Source organism: Xanthomonas dyei (assembly GCF_002939865.1).
GTDB lineage: Bacteria > Pseudomonadota > Gammaproteobacteria > Xanthomonadales > Xanthomonadaceae > Xanthomonas > Xanthomonas dyei.
Map to the genome: position 1 here is coordinate 1 of NZ_MDEE01000059.1, position 20,317 is coordinate 20,317.

The 20,317-nt window shown below is 64.7% G+C and carries 8 protein-coding genes, 1 other RNA gene and 1 pseudogene; 7 read left to right on the top strand and 3 right to left on the bottom strand.

From position 1 onward, the window contains the following. Positions 1 to 1,548, bottom strand: a pseudogene (locus XdyCFBP7245_RS21815) (hypothetical protein); the annotation flags it as partial. A 99-nt stretch (positions 1,549 to 1,647) separates the two neighbouring features. Between XdyCFBP7245_RS21815 and XdyCFBP7245_RS21820 the strand changes: the two are divergent. The 5 genes from XdyCFBP7245_RS21820 to XdyCFBP7245_RS21840 all read left to right on the top strand — a co-directional run bounded on the left by XdyCFBP7245_RS21820 (position 1,648) and on the right by XdyCFBP7245_RS21840 (position 8,597). After that, on the top strand, positions 1,648 to 4,323 hold the full coding sequence (locus XdyCFBP7245_RS21820; RefSeq protein WP_104617474.1) for a M1 family metallopeptidase: 2,676 nt from the start codon (positions 1,648 to 1,650) through the stop codon (positions 4,321 to 4,323). A gap of 68 nt (positions 4,324 to 4,391) precedes the next feature. Further along, positions 4,392 to 4,474, top strand: a non-coding RNA gene (locus tag XdyCFBP7245_RS21825) — sX9 sRNA. A 216-nt stretch (positions 4,475 to 4,690) separates the two neighbouring features. Beyond that, a complete protein-coding gene (locus XdyCFBP7245_RS21830; protein WP_104617475.1) occupies positions 4,691 to 6,184 on the top strand; it encodes an alanine/glycine:cation symporter family protein in 1,494 nt (497 codons plus the stop codon). Beyond that, positions 6,181 to 7,086 carry a TrmH family RNA methyltransferase gene (locus XdyCFBP7245_RS21835; protein ID WP_104617476.1) on the top strand — a complete coding sequence of 302 codons (906 nt, stop codon included), beginning with the start codon at positions 6,181 to 6,183 and terminating at the stop codon, positions 7,084 to 7,086. The genes XdyCFBP7245_RS21830 and XdyCFBP7245_RS21835 overlap by 4 nt, the downstream gene beginning before the upstream one ends. Further along, on the top strand, positions 7,086 to 8,597 hold the full coding sequence (locus XdyCFBP7245_RS21840; RefSeq protein ID WP_372469482.1) for a carboxylesterase/lipase family protein: 1,512 nt from the start codon (positions 7,086 to 7,088) through the stop codon (positions 8,595 to 8,597). Before XdyCFBP7245_RS21835 ends, XdyCFBP7245_RS21840 begins: the two co-directional genes overlap by 1 nt. Positions 8,598 to 8,867: 270 nt before the next feature. Here XdyCFBP7245_RS21840 and XdyCFBP7245_RS21845 read toward each other — a convergent pair whose 3' ends face one another. Together XdyCFBP7245_RS21845 and XdyCFBP7245_RS21850 are read right to left on the bottom strand one after the other, a co-directional pair. Then, on the bottom strand, positions 8,868 to 10,358 hold the full coding sequence (locus tag XdyCFBP7245_RS21845) for a neprosin family prolyl endopeptidase (protein WP_244907888.1): 1,491 nt from the start codon (positions 10,356 to 10,358) through the stop codon (positions 8,868 to 8,870). Between the two features lie 446 nt (positions 10,359 to 10,804). After that, complete coding sequence (locus XdyCFBP7245_RS21850) at positions 10,805 to 12,769, bottom strand: glycoside hydrolase family 97 protein (RefSeq protein ID WP_104617478.1); 1,965 nt, start codon at positions 12,767 to 12,769, stop codon at positions 10,805 to 10,807. A 217-nt stretch (positions 12,770 to 12,986) separates the two neighbouring features. On the opposite strand from XdyCFBP7245_RS21850, the gene XdyCFBP7245_RS21855 reads away from it, so the two are divergent. Next, a complete protein-coding gene (locus XdyCFBP7245_RS21855) occupies positions 12,987 to 16,457 on the top strand; it encodes a glycosyl hydrolase 2 galactose-binding domain-containing protein (RefSeq protein WP_104617479.1) in 3,471 nt (1,156 codons plus the stop codon). A 141-nt stretch (positions 16,458 to 16,598) separates the two neighbouring features. After that, positions 16,599 to 19,535, top strand: coding sequence for a TonB-dependent receptor (locus tag XdyCFBP7245_RS21860; protein ID WP_104617480.1), 2,937 nt, complete (start codon positions 16,599 to 16,601; stop codon positions 19,533 to 19,535). The last annotated feature ends 782 nt before the right edge of the window (positions 19,536 to 20,317 follow it).

Consider the following 20,317-nt stretch of genomic DNA (forward strand, 5'->3'; position numbering starts at 1 on the left):
TGTTGCTGTTCCTGACGCGCCTGCGCTGCGCTGGCGGCCTGGACCTGCGCGTGTCCGTCGAGTGCGTGCTGGTTGGAGGGGGACGATGCCGATGTATCCGCATCTGTCGCGCCATCGGAGGCGCGTGCGTTGGTGGCGAACGGCTGTGCCGGTGCGATTGGCGATTGCCCCGCCTGGACCTGCTGCAACGCCTGGCGGATGTCCTCGGTGCTGGTGACCGCCGCGATGCGCTCCACGCCATCGGCACCGCGCTGCAGATGCGCGATCGGGCTATCGGCGCCGAAGCTGCCACCAGGGCCACGCTGCAGCTGCAGCGCGCTATCGCCGGTCAGTCCCTCGGTTTCGCGCGTGCGTTGCGTCGCCAGTTCGATCGCTTCGCGCCACTGTGGCTGCAACTCGGTGCCGACGATGCGATAGCGGTAGAGCGTTTGCTCGCCCTGGACGTCCTGCGGCGACTGCCGGATGGCGGCAATCGCCTGCGCCTGCTCAGCCAGTGCCGGTTGCAGCAGTGCGCGCGTGGTTTCCAGTTCCAGTATGCGATTGCCATCGGGTGGGGCACCGTTGCTGGTCCACCGGCCCTCCATGTCGCGGTAATAGCGCTGGCCGTCGGAGGCAGTCAACGCATCCGGGTCGGGCAGCGCCTGTTGCACGGCCGGCGACATCGGTAGCCCATCGGCCGCCCAGCCGTTGCGGTGATGCGCAAGTTCGTAGCGCGCAGCAACCGCGCCGGGACTGTTGGCGATGTTGCGGGCGATGACGTCTTGCGCTTGCGCGTCCAGTTCGGCTGCGCGTTGCGGCAAGGCGGTTTCCTGCACGTAACTGCCGCGATCGTTGGCACCCGACACATCGGTCTTGACCAGCCGATGCCACTGGCCGTCCGCTGCATCGCGTCGCCAGTCGGCGCTGCTCAGGCTGGGACGGTCAGTGGCATTGGCCGGCTGGCGATACGGATCCTGCGGGGTGGGCGCATCCTTCAAGGCCAACGCGGCAGCGGCGTTGGTGGCCTGGTAATTGAGTTCGCGCCCCTTTTGGTAGCTGGCGACGATGGGCGTGGAGGTGGGGTTGTTGACGCCATCGTTGGTGGTGTCGGCCTTGCCGTCGCGCGCCCAGGCGCGGCCATCGAACGACCACTGCGTGCCCGCGCGATCGGTCTGGGTGTAGATGGCGCGGTTATCCAGCAACGCGGCGGCTTTTTCGCCAGCGGTACTCAAGAAATACGCATCGGCCGCGATCAGCACCATCGGCCCGGCGCCCGAGCTGCCCAGCGCGTAAGCAGCAGCGGTGCCGCCGGCCCAGCCGCCGACGTTGCGGCCGGCGAAGTGGGCAAGCTCCGATTGCGCGGCGAGCGGGTTGTTCTCACCGAGAAAGCGTGTGGCGCGTTGGCCGGTCATCACCGTGTCGGCGGCGGTGGCGGCGGCAAACAAGCCGGCAGTGCGTAGCACCTGACCAAGCCGATCGGTCGCCGACCACCAACTCGGCAGTGGAAACGCTGCGTTGCCAGAGCGGTGTATACGACGGACGCGGAGCTGTGTCGGCGCTTTGGCGAATTCAGAGCTGTGCCTGCCCAACCCGCGCAATGACTAAGGTCACATGACAGTCATGCCCCGCTGTGGTCGACTTCGGCGGTTACCCTGACCGGAATTGCCCATGCGTCGTCTTGCCTGCCTGCTTGCTCCTTCCCTCCTTGCGCTGTGTTGCGGCAACGCACTTGCGCAGACGTCCGCCGAGCCGGTGCCCAATGGCCGATTGCCGACCTGGGCGGTGCCCGAGCGCTACAGCCTGGCGATCAAGGTCGACCCGGAGCAGGCGCAGTTCAGTGGCCGCACCACCATTCGCGTGCAGCTCAGGCAGGCGTCCGACCATCTGTGGCTGCACGGCAAGGAGCTGAAGGTCAGCAAGGCCACGGTCAAGCCGGCCAAGGGCAAGGCGCTCACCGCGCGCTATGTCGACGCCGATGCGCACACCGGTGTGGTTCGCCTTGAGTTCGGGCGCACGCTCAAACCGCAGACGCTCACCGTGGACATCACCTACAGCGCGCCGCTCAACCAGCAGCTGCAGGGCCTGTATCAGGTGAAGTACCAGGGCAAGGCGTATGCGATGACGCAGATGGAGCCGATCAGTGCGCGCTACGCGTTCCCGGGCTTCGATGAGCCGGCATTCAAGACCCCGTTCGACCTCAGCCTGACCGTACCCAGCGACGATCAGGCGCTGGCCAACACCATCGCTACCTCGACCAAGCCGGCGGGCAAGGGCTGGAAGACGGTGACCTTTGCGCCGACCGTGCCGTTGCCGACCTATCTGGTCGCCTACGCCGCCGGCCCGTGGGATGTGGTGGACGTGCCTGCAATGCCGGCCACTCCGCAGCGCCCCAATGCCACGCCGCTGCGCGGTATCGCCGCCCAGGGCCAGGGCCCGCGCATCACTCCGGCGCTGGACCAGACCCCGGCGATCATCGCCGCGCTGGAGGACTACTACGCCTTCGGTTATCCGTTCGACAAACTCGATCTGGTCGCCGCACCGGATTTCAGTGCCGGTGCGATGGAAAACCCGGGGTTTGTGACCTTCCGCGACTGGTTGCTGTTACTGGACAAGGATTCGCCGGCCGAAAACGTGCAGCGCTCCTTCAACACCAACGCGCACGAGCTGGCGCATCAGTGGACCGGCGACACCGTGACCATGGAATGGTGGGACGACCTGTGGCTCAACGAAGCCTTCGCCACCTGGATGCAGCAGAAAATCACCATGCAGCTGCACCCGGAGTATCACGCCAACCTGGATCGCATCGGTGGCGCGCAGTACGCGATGAATAACGACAGCCTGGTCAGCGCACGCAAGATCCGCCAGCCGATCACCGGTAACGGCGATATCGAAACCGCCTTCGACGGCATCACCTATCAGAAGGGTGCGGCGGTGCTGGCGATGTTCGAAGCCTTCGTTGGCGAGGACGTGTTCCGCGAAGGCATGCGCGCCTACATCGCCAAGCATCAGTTCGGCAGCGCCACCGCCGACGATCTGGTCGATGCGATCGCCGAAGCCGCCGGCAAGGGCGAAGACTTCAAGGCGGCATTTCGCAGCTTCTTGAATCAGCCGGGTGTGCCGTACCTGCAGACCCAGGTGGCGCGCGAAGGCGGCAAGACCGTGGTCAAGCTGCAGCAGCAGCGGTATTTGCCGCTGGGTTCGACCGGCTCCACCGCGCAGCAGTGGGGCGTGCCGGTGTGCGTGAAGTACGGCAAGGGCAAAAACCAGGTCGGTACCGCCTGCCAGTTGCTGGAAGACGGCAGCGGCAGCATCGTGCTGGACGGCGCCGGCAAGAACACCTGGGTGTTCCCGAACGCGCATGGCGCCGGCTATTACCGTTTCAGCCTGCCGAAGAAGCAGCTGGCTGCACTCGGCAAGCAGGTTGCGCAACTCGACGATAACGAGCAGCTGGCCTACGCCGATGCCATCGATGCGGCCTACCGCCACGGCGATGCCGACAGCGATGCGGTGTTGATGGCGTTCAAGCAGCTGGCACCGTCCGCATCGGCCGATGTTTCGACCGCGCTGGTGGATCGCTTCGTATGGATCTGGCGCTACCAGGCCAGCACCGAGGCGCAGCGCGGCGCGTTGCGCAAGGCCGCCGAACAGGCGTATCTGCCGCGTCTACGCCAGCTGGGTTACGTGCGGCGCAGCGGCGAATCGGTCGACGACACTGCGCTGCGTTCGTCGCTGGCCGGGATGTTTGGGTTACGCCTGCAGAATGCGGAAGTGCGCAAGGCGCTGCTTGCCCAGGGCGATGCGGTGCTTGCCGGTGGCACCGGGGCGCTGGATTTCTCTGCGGCCAACCCGGATCTGCTCGGCAGCGTGCTGGCGGTCACCGTGCAGGAACGCGGCGCCTCCGCCGTCCAGACCCTGATCGCGGCATTGCGCAGCCACGCCGACCCCGCGCAGCGTAACGCCATGATCGCGGCACTAGGTGCGGTGCAGGACCCGGCGTTGCTCAAGCAGGTGCGCGATTTTGCGTTGACCGATGCCATCAAGGTCGGCGAGATGAAGAGCATGCTGATGCGTGGGAACAGCTACGAGGGGTCGCATGCGTCGATGTGGCCGTGGTTCACCGCCAACTTCGACCGCATCGTGCAGCGCAGCGGGTCGTTCGACGGCGGCGGTCTGCCGGCGCTCGGCGCATCCGGTGGCTGCAGCGTGGAAGAAGCCGACCGCCTGGATGCGTTCTTCCAGCCGCGCCTGGCCAAGCTCAGCGGCGCCGACCGCGGTCTGGCGCAGACCGGCGAAACCATCCGCCTGTGCGCCGCGCTCAAGCAGGCACAGACCGCCAAGCGCTGAGCGCCAGGAGCGGTCAACAACGCGACTGCGCAGCCGCCAGGCGGCTGCGGTCGCTGCTCGGAACCGGCATGTGCCCTGCGCACACGCCGGTTCTGAGCGCACCGTCCACAGCGATCCGATGACCGCTCGCGACGTGCATCCGGTCTCGGCCAAGCTGCCGCACACCACTGGCGTCGTTGCCTATTGGAGGCGACCCGCAGCGCCGATGCCCCACGATGGTGCGCACGGCCTGTACATGCGCCTCCGGCAGGTTGTCGCGCGCTGACGGCGCAGCACGCACGCACGTCGCATCGGGCGGCGCTTTCGGCCAGAATCGACCCACTCCCCACGGCGCTGGGGTTCACGATCCAGCACTCGGGGAGATTGCGTGGAAGCACTCATCAATGGCATCAACGGCATCGTCTGGAGCAAGGCACTGATCTTCATGTGCCTGGGCGCAGGCGTTTATTTCACCATCCGCACCCGTTTCATGCAGGTACGCGGGTTCGTGGAAATGATTCGCCTCACCGTGGGCGGGCAGAAATCCGATGCCGGGGTGTCTTCGTTCCAGGCGCTGGCGATGTCGATGGCCGGGCGTATCGGCATCGGCAACATCGCCGGTGTCGCCACCGCCATCGCCTTCGGTGGGCCGGGCGCGATCTTCTGGATGTGGGTGATGGGCTTCCTCGGCGCGTCCACGTCGTACGTGGAATCGACGCTGGCGCAGATCTACAAGATCAAGGATGCCGATGGCCGTTATCGCGGCGGCCCGGCGTACTACATCGAAAAGGCGATGGGTCTGAAGTGGTACGCGCTCACCTTCGCGGTGGCCACCATCATCGCCACCGGCTTTCTGATGCCGGGCGTCCAGGCCAACGCGATTGCCGACAGCGCCATCAACGCCTGCCGGGGCACCAGCCTGTGCGGTGCGATGGACGGGCAGTGGATGGGCCTGCCGATGCGCGATGCGGCCAAGCTGGGCATCGGCATCCTGGTGGCATGCATGCTGGCGGTGATCATCTTCGGCGGCGTCAAGCGCATCGCCAACTTCGCCGAAATCGTGGTGCCGTTCATGGCGATGGGCTACATCCTGATGGCGCTGGTCATCATGGCGCTCAATGCCGAGCGCGTGCCGGACATGTTCGCCACCATCTTCAGCAGTGCCTTCGGCAGCCATGCCGCGTTCGGCGCCCTGCTGGGGCTAGCGGTGGAATGGGGCGTCAAGCGCGGCATCTACGCCAACGAAGCCGGGCAGGGCACCGGGCCGCATGCTGCGGCAGCGGCAGAGGTGTCGCATCCGGCCAAGCAGGGCTACGTGCAGGCGTTTGCGATCTACTTCGATACCATGATGGTGTGCACCGCCACCGCGTTCCTGATCCTCACCACCGGCAAGTACAACGTGTACGCGCCCGACGGTGCCAAGCCGGGCCTGTACGCCGGCCTGAGCGGGGTGGAAGAAGGCCCCGGTTATGCGCAGGCAGCAGTGGAATCGGTGCTGCCGGGCTGGGGCGCGGGCTTTGTGGCGGTGGCGCTGTTCTTCTTCGCCTTCACTACCATCATGGCCTATTACTACATGGCCGAAACCAACCTGAGCTACATCAATGGCAGCCGCCGCCGACCGCTCACCGTGCTGCTGTTGCGCCTGGGGATCATGGGCATGGTGATCTTCGGCGCGTTCCACAATGCGCAGCTGGCCTGGGCGCTGGGCGACATCGGCGTCGGCGTCATGGCCTGGCTCAACATCATCGCCATCCTGATCCTGCACAAGCCGGCCATGCTGGCCTTGAAGGATTACGAACGGCAAAAACGCCAGGGGCTGGATCCGGTCTTCGATCCGGTGTCGCTCGGCATCAAGAACGCGGATTTCTGGACACAACGATGAAACAGCATGATGGACGTGGCGCGCGACCGCCACGCGACAACACCGGCAGTGGCGCTGCGCCGCGCAATCCGTGGGGCCGTGCGGCGCCACGTGCGCCCGCACCGGCTGCGCCTGCAGCACGCACCGCTGCCGCCGCACCGGCCGCTGCCAACGCCAACACCGCGCGCGAGCTGCGCCTGTACGGCATCAATGCGGTCCAGGCCGTATTCAAGGCGCGTCCGCAGGCGCTGCGCAAGCTCTATCTGACCGAGGCGCGGATTCCGCAATTCAAGGCCTTGCTGGCCTGGTGCGTCGCACAGCGCATCGGCTACCGCGTGGTCGAGGACGCCGACCTCACCAAGCTGGCGGCCAGTACGCATCACGAAGGCATCGTGGCCGAGGTGTTGCGGGTGTCGCCGCAGCCGTTGCAGGAGTGGCTGGCGGTGTTGCCGCAGGGCCCGGTGCTGGCGCTGTGGCTGGATGGCGTGGGCAACCCGCATAACTTCGGCGCGATCTTGCGCTCGTCGGCGCATTTCGGCGTTGCCGGTTTGCTGCTGCCGGCCGGCTCCGCGCTGGGCCTGTCCGGCGCCGCCGCACGCGTGGCCGAAGGCGGTGCCGAAGCCGTGCCGCTGGTGCAATTGCCCGAGACCGCAGTGGCGATGACGCAGCTGCGCCAGGCCGGCTTTGCGATCGCGGCCACGCTGGTCGACAGTGGGCACGATGTCTTTGCCGCCGCGTTGCCGCAGCGCCTGGTGTACGTGATGGGTGCCGAAAGCGCAGGCATGGACCGCCAGTTCGCCCGCGAGTGCGATCTGCAACTCTCCATCCGCGGCAGCGGCAAGGTCGAAAGCCTCAACGTAGCCTCGGCCACTGCCGTGTTCCAGGCCGCCTGGCGCGCCCGCGTCGACCCCGGAGCGCTGTGATGCGTGTGTCTGCCTGCTTGCTTGCTGCCCTCTGCACGCTCAGTGGCAGCGTGTCTGCTGCTGTATCCACGGCTCCTGCAACGCCGCCGGACGTGCGCACCGATCATGGCGTGGTGCGCGGGCGATGGCAGGACGACGGCAGTGCGGTGTTTCGTGCCATCCCCTTCGCTGCGCCGCCGCTGGGTGCGCTGCGCTGGCGCCCGCCGCAACCGGCCGCCGCATGGACGCAGGTGCGTGACGCCACGCAGGCGGCCACACCGTGCGTGCAGCCCGCGCTGGGCTGGAACGATGCGATGGCCAGGCGCGGCAGCGAAGACTGCCTCTACGTCGAAGTGCAGACACCCACGCTGCAGCCGGCAACTCCGTTGCCGGTATTTGTGTGGATCCATGGCGGCGCCAATGTCGCCGGCGGCGCGGATGGGCATCTGCCCACCAATCTTGTCGCGCAGAACATGCTGGTGGTGACGCTGCAATACCGGCTGGGCGCGTTGGGCTTCCTGTCGCTGCCGGAACTGCGCGATGGCGACAACGAAGCGGCCGGCAACTACGCTTTGCTCGATCAGATTGCCGCGCTGCGCTGGGTGCGCGACAACATTGCGCAGTTCGGTGGCGACCCTGCGCGGGTTACCATCGCCGGGCAATCGGCCGGTGGCCAGGATGTGGGCTTGCTGATGCTCAGCCCGCTCGCACACGGGCTGTTTTCTGCGGCGATCGAACAAAGCGGCACCGCCGGTTTCGGGCTGCCGGCGCGCACTCTGGAAGACAATCGCGCGTTGGGCGTTGCCATCGCCAAACGTGCCGGTATCGACGATGCGGCCACGCGCCTGAGCCAATTGCGCGCGTTGCCGGTGGAACAGGTGCTCAAGGCCGGGCAGGGCGTCGACGTGCCGGCCTTGGACGACGACGGCTACATCTGGCTGCAAGCCGTTGTCGATGGGCGCGTGCTGCCGCGCGCACCGGCCGAGCTGCTGGCCAGTGGCGCACAGGCCAAGGTGCCGCTGTTGATCGGCTACGTGGTGCAGGAGCTCACCTACGGCGGCGACCAGGGCGCACAGGCGCGTCTGCGTCGCGACTATCCCGAGCGCGCCGAGGCGGTCTTGCAGGCGCAACGGACGCATGCGGCGCAGCGTGCCGAGCGCCAGGGCAATGCGGCGATGCAGCTGTCCACCGATCTCACCTTCCGCTGCCCGGCGGTGACTGTGGCGCAGCGCCAGGCCGCGCTCGGTGTGCCGGTGTGGCATTACGTGTTCGACACCGCCGCGCCGGGTGGGCAGGTGACCCATAGCGCCGAACTGCCGTTCCTGTTCAAGAACCTGCCCATCGGCCAGCCACCGGTGAGCTTGCAGAAGTATTGGGCGGCATTCGTGCAGCGCGGGAATCCCAACGCCAAGGGCTTGCCCGCGTGGCCGGCATTCGCGCCGAAACATGCGGCGCTGCAGTTCGATGCGCATGGCGTGCAGCAGATCAAGGATGCACACCCGGCCCTGTGCGCAGGCGTGGATTTGCCGTAAGCCGGCGTCCATTGCCACGGCCAGTGGAGTGGCGAGTCCTTGCCGGCTGTGACGCTGGCAAGGATGCGTTGCAACCGCAGGCGCCCTGCCGTGGTGAGCATCCTGCACTGGGCACGCCGACAAACCACCACCGCTTGGCCGCAGGCCGAAGTGGTGGTGGCAGTTCCGGCGTTTCAGCATGCAGCGCACAACTGTGCAACCGCATGCGTGCTCGTGTGGTGGCCACCAAGCGAACGCGCGCGCTGCAGCAGTGCGCGCGTTCGCAGCGACTCAGCGAGCGCAGCCTGGCCCGCCGAAGTAAATGCCGCCGTTCTGCATCTCCGGCGACACGCTGGTACGGGAGACGCCGTCTCCCAATGCATACGGATAGCTGTAGCCGGCAATCGCCAACGTGTAGCACGACGGCTGCTTCACATTCATCGATGACAACCGTTGTGCAGGCCGGGTGGCCATGGCCGCGTCGCGATAAAAATGATTTGCCTGGAACGCGGCCTGCCGGTAGCCGGCCGATGCGAACTGCCCACTGCCCATCGGTGCGCTGGGACGACCATCCCGGGTGGAAATTTCGCCACCGGCCGAGATGAAGATGTTGGCGCTGCCTTCGGCAATGTCGCCGGCATACAGCTCGGCCTTGTAATAGCCGATCCATTCGCCATTCAAGCCGAACCACCAGTGGCCGTCGGCATTGCGCTGGTATTCCACATGCAGCATGGCTTGCTTGCCGCCGGCCGTGCTGAAGCCGCCGGCGGGCGCTGCGCCGAGCACATTCGCCGTGCTGGTCTGCACGAAGTCGGCGCAATCCAGGTTATGGCAACCGGTGCTGATATAGCCGTCCTGCGTGGAATAGATGAACAGGATCGGCGTGTCGCCCCAGCCTGCGCCTGGTTGGGTTTGCCAACCGGCTTCCAGGGTCTGGATCTGCCCTTGCGGGGTGTATCCACCCAGCCAGATCTGGCTGATCGACTGCACATCGTTGGCGCGAACGGCCGGCACCCAGGTGTTGAGGTCGGCACCGGCGCCGGTCACGGGCGAACCGGCGGTGTCCAGATAGATGGTGGAGTAGTAATGCACCACCGACGCGGCATCCTGCGCGGCGGGCAGCAGAGTGGGCTGGTCAGGTGTGGTCGCCCGCAGTGCGGCGCCGCGCAAGAACGCCTGCAGCGTTGTGTATTGGCTCATCTCTGCCAGGCCGATGCGCTGCAACGGCACGCTGCCAGCGTCGCAGCGTTGCGCCGCATCGAGTGGAGCGCTGCTGCTGACCCCGGCCGCAATGCCGGGCGGCATGGCAGGCGCGCTGCCATCGCGCAACGCGGGTTGCTGTGCGAGCAGGATGCAGTCGAACACCTTGTCGCGCTGATGCACGCTGCGCAGCACGGTCAGACCGTTGTAGCGATTGAACAGATAACGCTGCATCTGCGCGAATGCCGCTGGGTCGCTGACTTTGGCGGTGACCTCGCGCGTGGCGTAGCTGCGCTGTGCCTGCGCGTCCAGAAATTGCTTGAATTCCTGCGTGACTAACGGAAATGCAAGCGATACCGCAGTCGTGTTGCGCTGCATGCCTGCGCGCTGCTCGGGCGCCACACGTGGGGTGGCGGGTGTACGCAGCAGCGGCGGCATCAGCGCATCGATACGTTGATCGTCGGCAGCCGAGATGGAGGGCGACTGCAATGTGCCTGCAAGACACGCCGGCGCTGTGGTGCAAATGGCAAGCGCAACAACGGCGCGGCCGATCGACATCGGTCGCTTGGAACGAAACGTCATGGGATTTTTTCCTGGCGCCGGAATGAAACGGCCCGCATGCGGCGAACCATGCAGGCCGCGCTATCACGTCGCAGGGCGAGACCGGGAGACAGCCGGCGGCGCACATCTGCGGTGAAGGCGCGCGCATCCTAAATCGGATGCGATGCAGAATTATCTGCACGCATTGATTGCGTGACGCCAGACACACGGCAAGCGCAATGCGCTAAGCGGATGTACATTGCACAGGCGTGCTTGACCATGTGCGACGCGGCGCCGCTGCGCAACAGTGCGCACGATCACGCGCGCGGCGCTGCAGTGTTTCAGCAATGCCCAGCTGCTGACGACCTGTCATCCGACAGGTCGAGCGCGATAGCAGGGGTCGTCTCTGCGCATCGTCGTCGTCTCCTCACTCACTCCTCTCCAGATGGGAGAGGGGATGGTGTTGCATCGCACCCTGGTCGCTGCGCTTATTTCTGTTGCAGCCGCACTGCCGCGCCGCCGCTTGCAGCCAGTTCCAGTTGCAGGCTGTCGTGACGGGTGAGCTTGCGGGTCTCGATGCGGACCTCGGTCGGCGCCTGGCCATCGGCATAGATCGTTGCGGTCCAGCTGCCCTTGCCCAGGAACGACAGCGGCAGCGTCAACGTGCGCGCTTGCTCGTTGGTCATCGCGCCCACGTACCAGTCCTTGCCGCTGCGCCGCGCCAGTGCGATGTGCTCGCCGATGGCGCCTTCCAGTGCGCGGGTTTCGTCCCAGCTCGCCGGGACATCGCGCAGAAACTGCGCTGCGGGCACGTTTTCGTATTGCTCGGGGCTATCCGCCACCACCGCGAACGGGCTCTCGTACACCACGTACATCGCCAGCTGCTGCGCACGTGTGGTCATCACTTGCGGTGCGATGCGCTGCATCTTAAACTCGGCCGGGCGCACATTGCGGAAGCCGCCCGGCGTGTAGTCCATCGGCCCAAGCAACATGCGCGTGAACGGCAGCGTCAGGTTATGCGTGGCGGTGATGCGCGTGGTCCACTTGTTGTATTCGGCGCCGAGCACGCCTTCTTGCGTCAGATAATTGGGATAGGTGCGGGTCAGGCCGGTCGGGTGATACGCGCCATGCAGGTCCACCAGCAGTTTGTGTTCGGCCGCCTTGCTCAGCAGGCGGTGGTAGAAGTCCACCATCTGCTGGTCGTCGCGGTCCATGAAGTCGACCTTGATGCCCTTGATGCCGATTTTTTGATACCAGGCCAGCGCCTCGTCCATGTGCGCATCGAGTGCGCGCCAGTGCGCCCACAGCCACAACCCAACATCGCGCTTGCGTGCATAGGTCACCAGACCCTGCAGGTCGAGTTGCTCTACGGGGCGACGGATATCGGCATCGCTGTTGTATTGCCCGTCGCCGGTGCTGCCGTAATACCAGCCGTCGTCGATCAACATGTATTGCAGCTTCAACTGCTGCGCGTGATCGATGTAACGCTGGATCGTGGCGGTATTCATGCCGGGATGTTCCACCCCGCCGGCAAGGTTGCCCGACCACCAATCCCACGCCGATTTACCCGCGCGCACCCAGCGCGCATCGAAGGCCGGCGGTGGATTGAGCGCAGAAATCATGGTGGATTCGATCAGGCTCGCCGGGCTGTCGCCCAGCATGATCACCCGCCACGGTGTTGCGAAATCGCGTCCCTTCGCGTCGAACGTGACCGCCATCTTCGGTTCGTCCAGGCGCGGCGACAACTTTGCCGACACGCCCAATCCGCCATCGGCGCGGCCTGTGAGATACAGGCCTGCGTAGTCGCGCAGATTCGCCTCGCCGATCGCCAGCGTGGTGCCGCGTGCATCGGTCTGGCACACCAGCGGTAACTCAAGCAGATTGTGAGGGCGCAACTTGGACGCGGCGATGGCGTCGTACTCGCCCTCGTGGCTGGTTCCGAACCGGCCCAGGTTCAAGGTCCAGCATGGGTAGTCGCGTGGAAACGCAAAGCTGGTGAGCTCGTCGCGGATGCGTACCTCGCCGGCATCGGGCAGCACGTAGCGCAGCGCCACGCCATCGTCGTACGCGCGCAATTCAACGGTGAGTCGGCGTTGTTGTTGATCGGTCAACTGCACGCGCAATTGACGATAGTGATCGCGTACCTGTTGGGTCTTGCCAACCGGTAACGTAAACGTGCTGTCGTGCGTGTCGGTGCTGCTGCCCTGCACGGTCATGTTGCGGCCGAGTTTGCCGGCCTTGCCAAGATCCAGTCCGAGCGGTGCGTCGTCTAGCACCAACGTGTTGCGGTACAGCACGCGATAGCTGGGGACGCCGCCGTCGCGTAGCGTGAATTCCACTTCGGTACGTGCATCGGGCGATTGCACACGCAGGCGCTGCGCGGTTGCTGGCGTTGCGATCACACACAGCAATGCGCATGCCGCCGGTAGTGCGGACTGGATCAGGTTTCGCATAAGTCCCTCCTCCTGGGAACGCCAACCCTAACGCAGAAAGTGTTGTCGTCGATATCGCCTTGGGGTAACGTTACCTCGCACCATGGTCGCTGAAACAGGGGCGGCAGCCACGGGCGGCATCACCGGATACAACTGCGCTACGTCGATTGGATGTATGCCGGTTGCACAGAGGTGGTGTGCACCGTTGTGTGGCAGTAGAGCTTGGGAGAAGCCTCTAATGCTGATGGTTCGCAAGGCGTTCCGCCGTGGAGCGCTGTGGCTGTTGTGTGGGTGCATCGGTTGGACCGCAGTGGAGGCTGCCCCTGCCGAGATGGCCGCGCCAGGTCCTTACGATGTCCGCGTGCTTGCGGGCGGGATGGGATTGGCAAAGACGTTCGCCGCAGATATGCCATTGCTTGCCGCCAACGCGGACTGGAGCCTGTCGGGCTGGGTGCGTCCATCGCGTGCGACGACCGGCGCAGCGTTGATTGCCGGCATTGGCGATCCGCACGCTGCGGGCCGTTACTTTGCGATCGACAACGGCACGCTCGGCTTTGTGCAGGGCGCCGACACCGTGCTGCGCAGCAAGCAGGCGCTGCCTTCCGGCACGTGGACGCACGTGACTGCGGTGGCACAAGGCAGCCGTTTGACGCTGTATGCCAATGGGCGACAGGTCGCCAGTGGTGCGGTGCGTCAAGCGGCGGCTGCACCGGTGCTGATGTTTGGTCCGCGCGAGCAGCCTGCGGCGTACACGCAGCACTTCGGTGGTGAGATTGCCGACTTCGTCGCGCGATCTGGCGCGTTGGAGACAGGGGCCATCGCGCAGCTGGCAGCGCATGCGCCCGATCCGGCGCTGCAACGGTTTGAAGATGCATCGCCGGCCTGGCCGGTGCAGGTCAAGCAGATGGCCGGCCAGTTGGCGCCGCAGGCCGCATCCACCTTGCCGCGCAGCACCGCTGCGTTTTCTGCACCGGTTGCCAAGCCGGCGCAGGCCGCGCCTGCATTGCAGCCGCTGGACGATGCCGCATGGCGTGTCGGTGCGTGGCAGTTGGCCGCTGCGCCGGAACTTGGCCAGGTAACGGGTGCAACGCTGTCGCGCAGCGATACGGACGCCGGCAATGCCGCCTGGCGTGTGGCGACGGTGCCGGGCACGGTGCTCACCACGCTGGTCGATCGCGGCGTGTATCCGGACCCGGATATCGGCCTCAATAACATGGCCATTCCCGAATCGCTGAGCCGGCACGACTGGTGGTACCGCAGCAGTTTCGATCTGCCTGCAGCCGCGCAAGGCAAGCGTCTGGAGTTGCTGTTCAACGGCATCAACTATGCCGGCGAAATCTGGGTCAACGGCACCCAGGTCGGACGCACCCGCGGTGCATTTGCACGCGGTCGCTTCGACGTCAGCAAGCAGCTCAGAGCCGGCCGCAATGTCATTGCGGTGCGCGTCTCGCCACCGCCGCATCCGGGTATTGCGCATGAGCAATCGATGACGGCGGGCGTGGGCGAAAACGGCGGTATGCAGGCGCTGGACGGCCCCACGTTTATCGCCAGCGAAGGCTGGGACTGGATTCCTGCGGTGCGCGATCGCAATGCTGGTCTGTGGCAGGACGTGCAACTGCACGCCAGCGGGCCGGTGACCATCGGCGACACCCAGGTAGTGACGGCGCGCCTGGCGCCGGATCACCGCCGTGCCGAACTCGACGTCACTGTGCCGCTGCGCAACGAGAGCGGCGCTGCCGTGCAGGGCAATGTCCAGTTGGCCATCGGCGATGTGCGCATCCAGCGGCAGGTCAACGTGCCCGCTGGCGGCAGCACGCTCAAGTTCACCGCGGCCGACACGCCGCAGCTGGTCATCGCCAATCCGCGCTTGTGGTGGCCCAACGGTTATGGCGAGCCGGCGCTGTATTCGCTGCAGGTTGGCGTCGATGTGGCCGGTGCGCGATCGGACGCACAGCAGCTGCGCTTCGGCATTCGCGAGGTGACCTACGAACTGTCCCTGTTCGACCAAGATGGCGCGCTGCGCCGGGTGCTGGTCGATCTCAACCAGGCACGCCGACGTGGCGAGCGCATCGTCGATGTACGGCATGAGGCGATCCGCGCGGTACCGGGCGGCAAGGCGCAATCGTTGTATCCGGGCGCACTGGCCTCGCCGGCAGTGCAGCAACTGCAAGACACCACGCTGGCGCCGCATCTGGTGCTGCGCATCAACGGCGTGCGTATTGCAGTCAAGGGCGGCAACTGGGGCATGGACGACTGGCGCAAGCGCGTCTCGCGCGAGCGGCTGGAGCCGTACTTCCGGTTGCAACGCGACGCGCATTTCAACGTGGTGCGCAATTGGGTGGGCCAGAACACCGAAGCCAGCTTTTTCGATCTGGCCGACGAATACGGCATGTTGGTGCTCAACGACTTCTGGCAGTCCACCCAGAACTACAACATGGAGCCGGCCGATGCGGCCCTGTTTCTGGACAACGCTGCTGAGGTGATCAAACGCTTTCGCAATCATCCGTCCATCGTGTTGTGGTTCGGGCGCAATGAGGGCGTGCCTGCGCCCATCCTCAACGAAGGCCTGGACAAACTGGTTGCCGACCTCGATGGCACGCGCTGGTATACCGGTAGCTCCAACGAGGTCAATCTGCAGGGTAGCGGGCCATACAACTATCGCGAGCCGGTGGCCTATTTCACTGCGTTGGCGCAGGGCTTTTCGGTGGAGGTGGGCACGCCGTCGTTCTCCACGCTGGAGTCGTTCAAGGCGTCGGTGCCGTCAGTCGGCGACCAGTGGCCGATCGGCGATGCCTGGGCGTATCACGACTGGCATCAGTCCGGGAATGGCGATACCGCCAGTTTCATGCGGTCGCTCACCGACAAGCTGGGTGCACCGACCAGCCTGGAGGATTTCGAACGCAAGGCGCAGTTGCTCAACTACGACACCCACCGCGCCATCTTCGAAGGCTTCAACGCCCAGCTATGGACCAAGAACAGCGGGCGCCTGTTGTGGATGAGTCACTCGGCGTGGCCCAGCAATATGTGGCAGATCTATAGCCACGATTACGACACCCACGCCGCGTACTACGGCGTGCGCAACGCGGCAGAGACCTTGCATGTACAGATGAATCTGCCCGGTCACGAAGTGGTGGTGGTCAATAACGCGGCCGAGCCGGTGCGCGGCTTGCGCGTGCGTGCAGAGGTCTACGGCAGCGACGGCAAACTGCTGCAGCAGCGCGAACAGGCGCTGGATGCGGCCGCAGTTGCGGTCTCTGCGCCGGTACTGCAATTGGCGCCGTTGCTCAAGGACACCAATGGCCTGGGGTTTGTGCGCCTGCAATTGCTCGACCGCGATGCAGTGGTGCGCTCGCGCAACTTCTATTGGGTGGCGCGCGATGCCGCCGCCATGCGTGGGCTGGATGCGCTGGCCAAGGTACCGCTGCAGCTCACCACCCAGGTACAGGACGCCGCCGAGCCGGTGTTGCGCGCCAGCGTGCGCAATGCATCGCAACAGGTGGCACTCAATACCAAGTTGACCCTGGTGGATGCGCAAGGCCAACGCATCCTGCCGGCGTACTACAGCGACAACTATCTGAGCCTGGTGCCGGGCGAGCAGCGCGAGGTGGAAATCCGTGGGCCGTCTGCGGACACCTTGCGTAACGCCACGCTGCAAATGCGTGGCTGGAATGTCGAACCATCAACCGGCGCTGCCAACGGGCTTCCGTAGCAGCGCCAGCACGTTGCCACGCCGTGCACGTGCACGGCGTCTGCACTGACCCGCCGATCGGCGCGTCAGCCATTACTGCAGTGCCCCCCGGCATTGCCATTCGAAACGCTCGTGGATTGTCGTCATCCCTGGGAGGGGACCATGAACAAGCTGCATCGCAGTATGTGTCACACCCCGCTGGCCGCCGCGCTAGCGGCTGCACTCACCTTGGTCGCGGCAACTGCCGCAGCGCAGGAAGCCGGCAGCACCGCCGGCGTCACCGAGTTGGACAAGGTCATGGTCAAGGGCGTGCGCGGCGCGCAAGCCGAGGCCATCGAAAACAAGCGCACGGCCGCGCAGATCATCGACTCGATCTCGGCCGAAGATATCGGCAAGCTGCCTGACGTCACCATCACCGATTCGTTGCAGCGCGTGCCCGGCGTGCAGATCCGGCGTTCGGCCGGCGAGGGCTCGCAGCTCAACATCCGCGGCATGCCGCAGGTGCAGACCACGATGAACGGCGAACTGTATCTGAGCGCCGGTGGCGGCGACCAGTTCGGCCAACCGAATATCGGTCGCGCACAACCGGATTTTGTCGACATCCCGCCGACGTTGTTCAGCGGCGTGGATGTGATCAAGTCGCCCACCGCTGCCGATCTGGATGGCGGCATCAGCGGCACGGTGTCGCTCAAGACACGCCGCCCGTTCGATCTGCCCGAAGGCTGGACCTTCAGCGGCCAGGCCGAAGGGTCCTACGGCGACCGCGTGCAGGAACTCAACGAGCTGTACTCGGGGCTGGCCAGCTTCCGCACCGAGCGCTGGGGCGCATTGCTGGCGGTGTCGTACTCGGATGCCACGCTGGAAAACAAGCACCCCAGCGTGTATTCCAACGGCGCGCAGAAATCGACCGAGCAGAACGTAGGCTTCGACTTCAACGGCGACGGCCGCATCGGCAGCAATACCGATCCGTCCAATCTGCCGCGCGACTATTTCTACAACTGGGTCGCCACCGAACTGGATAACCGCAGCACTGACCGCCAGCGCACCGGCGTCAACGGCTCGTTCCAGTTCAACATCAACGACTCCTGGACGGTGCTGGCCGATGCGGCCTATACCAAGCTCGAAGATCACGACACGTCGGTGGCCGCGCAGCTGCACACCGGCTGGGCCACCAATCAGTTGCAGCCGGGATCGGTGGTCGATTCCAATGGCGTGCTCGAATACGGCCAGTTCCGCTACAACCGCTTCCAGGCGCACTCGATGGCGGGCGTCGCCGATTCGGATTCGCTCAACACCAACCTGGAACTACGCTTCGATGATGGCGGACCGTTCCGTGCGTCGTTCCGCTGGGTGCATGGCGATGCGCAGCGCACCTACGACGAAGCGCGTGCCGATGCGGTGGTGACACGTGGCGATCAGATCACGCATGCCGGCGGCGTCACCCAATGGGCGAACGCGAACGGCTTGCCGGTGGTCGATGCCTCGGTGGATTTCCGCGGCACCTACCCGGCGGTCAACCTCGGCACCGATGTGTCCAATCCGGATAACTGGCAGCTGATGTCCACCTGGGCGCAGGGCAACAAGATCGAAGCCACGATGGATGCATTCCGCGCCGATGGCACCTTCGAGTTTGACGAAGGCGTGGTGCGCGGCTTCCAGTTCGGCATCCGCTATGGCGAGCGCGAGGTCAAGCTGGACACCTATCGCTACCTGTCGCCGGTGTCGACTGCCTGTGCAGACCCCAACCGCTCGCTGTACTACTTCAAGGACCCGCTGATTGTCGACACCTGCAGCGGCGTGTCCGAAGCGCGCCTGCTGCCGTTTAATTCCATCCCCGGCTACTGGGCGTACTTCAACGACTTCGATCCGCTCAAGGTCACCGGCCTGGGCAGTCGGGGCCTGCCGGCGATCAACCCACAGGTCATGAAAGACCCGGTGGCCTATCTCAACAGCCTGTATCCGGGCAACGTGGCCTATCAGCAGGCTGCCGATTCGTACAAGGTCACCGAAAAAAGTACCGCGGCGTATTTCCTGGCGAATCTGGAAGGCGGGACCGGCAGTGCGGTGCCGTGGACGGCCAATATCGGCGCACGCATCGTGCAGACCAAACTCGCCATCGATCAGTATCTGAGCAGCGGCAATGTGTTTATCGGCAATGTCGAATGGAACGGCGTCAGCCCGGCCATCGGTACCAATCGTCTGAATCGTCAGTACACCGATGTATTGCCTACCGCCAACCTGTCGCTGGATATCACCGATGCGCAGAAGCTGCGCTTTGCCTACAACAAGGCCGTGGCGCGTCAGGACCTGCCCGATCTCGGCCGCGGCCTGGTGAGTTTCTATGCGGTCAATGGCACGCCACCGCGTAATCCCGCCCTGCCCTCCGATGCGGTGCTGTTCCTCAATGGCCGCTCCGGCAACCCGGATCTGGATCCGTACCGCGCCACCAACTACAACGCGTCGTGGGAATGGTATTTCTCCGATGCGTCGTTGCTCAGTGTGGGCGCGTTCCTGATCGACGTGAAGTCGTTCCCCACCACGGTGACCAACATAGAGCCGCAGCCCGATGCCGACGGCGTGGTGCGGCTTGGCGGCCCGGTGGAGCGCATCGTCAATGGCGGTGGCGGCAAGATCAAGGGCTTCGAAATCGGCTATCAACAGGCTTTCGATTTTCTGCCGGGTTGGCTGAGCGGTTTCGGTACCAACATCAACTACACCTTCTCCGATGCCGATACCGACAACACCGATATCGAGGGCAACACGCTTCCGATCGGCGACAACTCCAAGCATCAGGCCAACGCGGTGCTGTGGTATCAGAAGGACAAGTTGCAGGCGCGCGTGGCCTACAACTGGCGCAGCAAGCGGTTCAGTCAGGTCAACAGCGGTGCGTGGGGTGACGAGCTGGCGATCTGGAACGACGATGTCGGCTATCTGGATGCATCCTTCAGCTACGACGTCAACGATCATCTGACGCTGTACGCCCAGGCCACCAACCTCACCGGCGAAAGCGAGCGGCGTTACGCGCAGTGGACCAACCACTACTACGATCAAAACATCTTCGAGCGTCGTTACTACGCCGGTCTGCGTCTGCGCTTTTGATGTGATGTCCTGATGTGATGTCCCGATGTGCGACACGGCGCACCCCCCGCGTCGTGTCGCACATGATCTTCTGTTGTCCCTCTCCAAGCGGTCATTTCGCTTTCTTCCCGTCACCGGCATCCCGGTGCTGCAAGACGCCCGACGGCAACGTCGAGCACCCTCCCATTCGGCTGCATCGTCGGGAAGCGATGCAGCCGTTTTTTTGTGCGTGATGGCACATACATTTGTGTAGTAATGCCTGCAGTCGAAATGTCGCTATGGACAGTCGTTGGATCTGTGCCCAACCGCAATGTTTGGCGATTGCGTCTACCGGATATGCGGCGTAGTTTCCGCATGGCGAACTCACCACCCCGTTCGCAGGCACAGCATTCCACGCTGATCGCTCAATCGCTCCCTGGAGATACTCCGCATAGCACGAAGGTAACCGTTGCGACGACGACGTCGAAGCGGCCGCATCAGCCTTCAACGAATCTGAACTATTAGGTTATGTCTCGGGACACAAGCGGGCCATTGGCTTGAGTGTCTTTGTGAGGACATGGCCCAGGTTATGCCATGCAAATGCTCTTCGGCGGGACGCCGACGGAGCGTGTTTGACTGGCTCCGGATATTTCTGATGGGTGCCCTGAAGAGGAATAACGCAGGCCACGAAGCAGTGCTTCATGGATTTTGAATCAACACCATCCGATCACTACTAGGGAACCTCTGAACAAAGCACGGCAGATGCGCGACACTACCCGCCTCGTGTTGAGGAATCATCCATGCAACTGACGTTCGGCGACGCT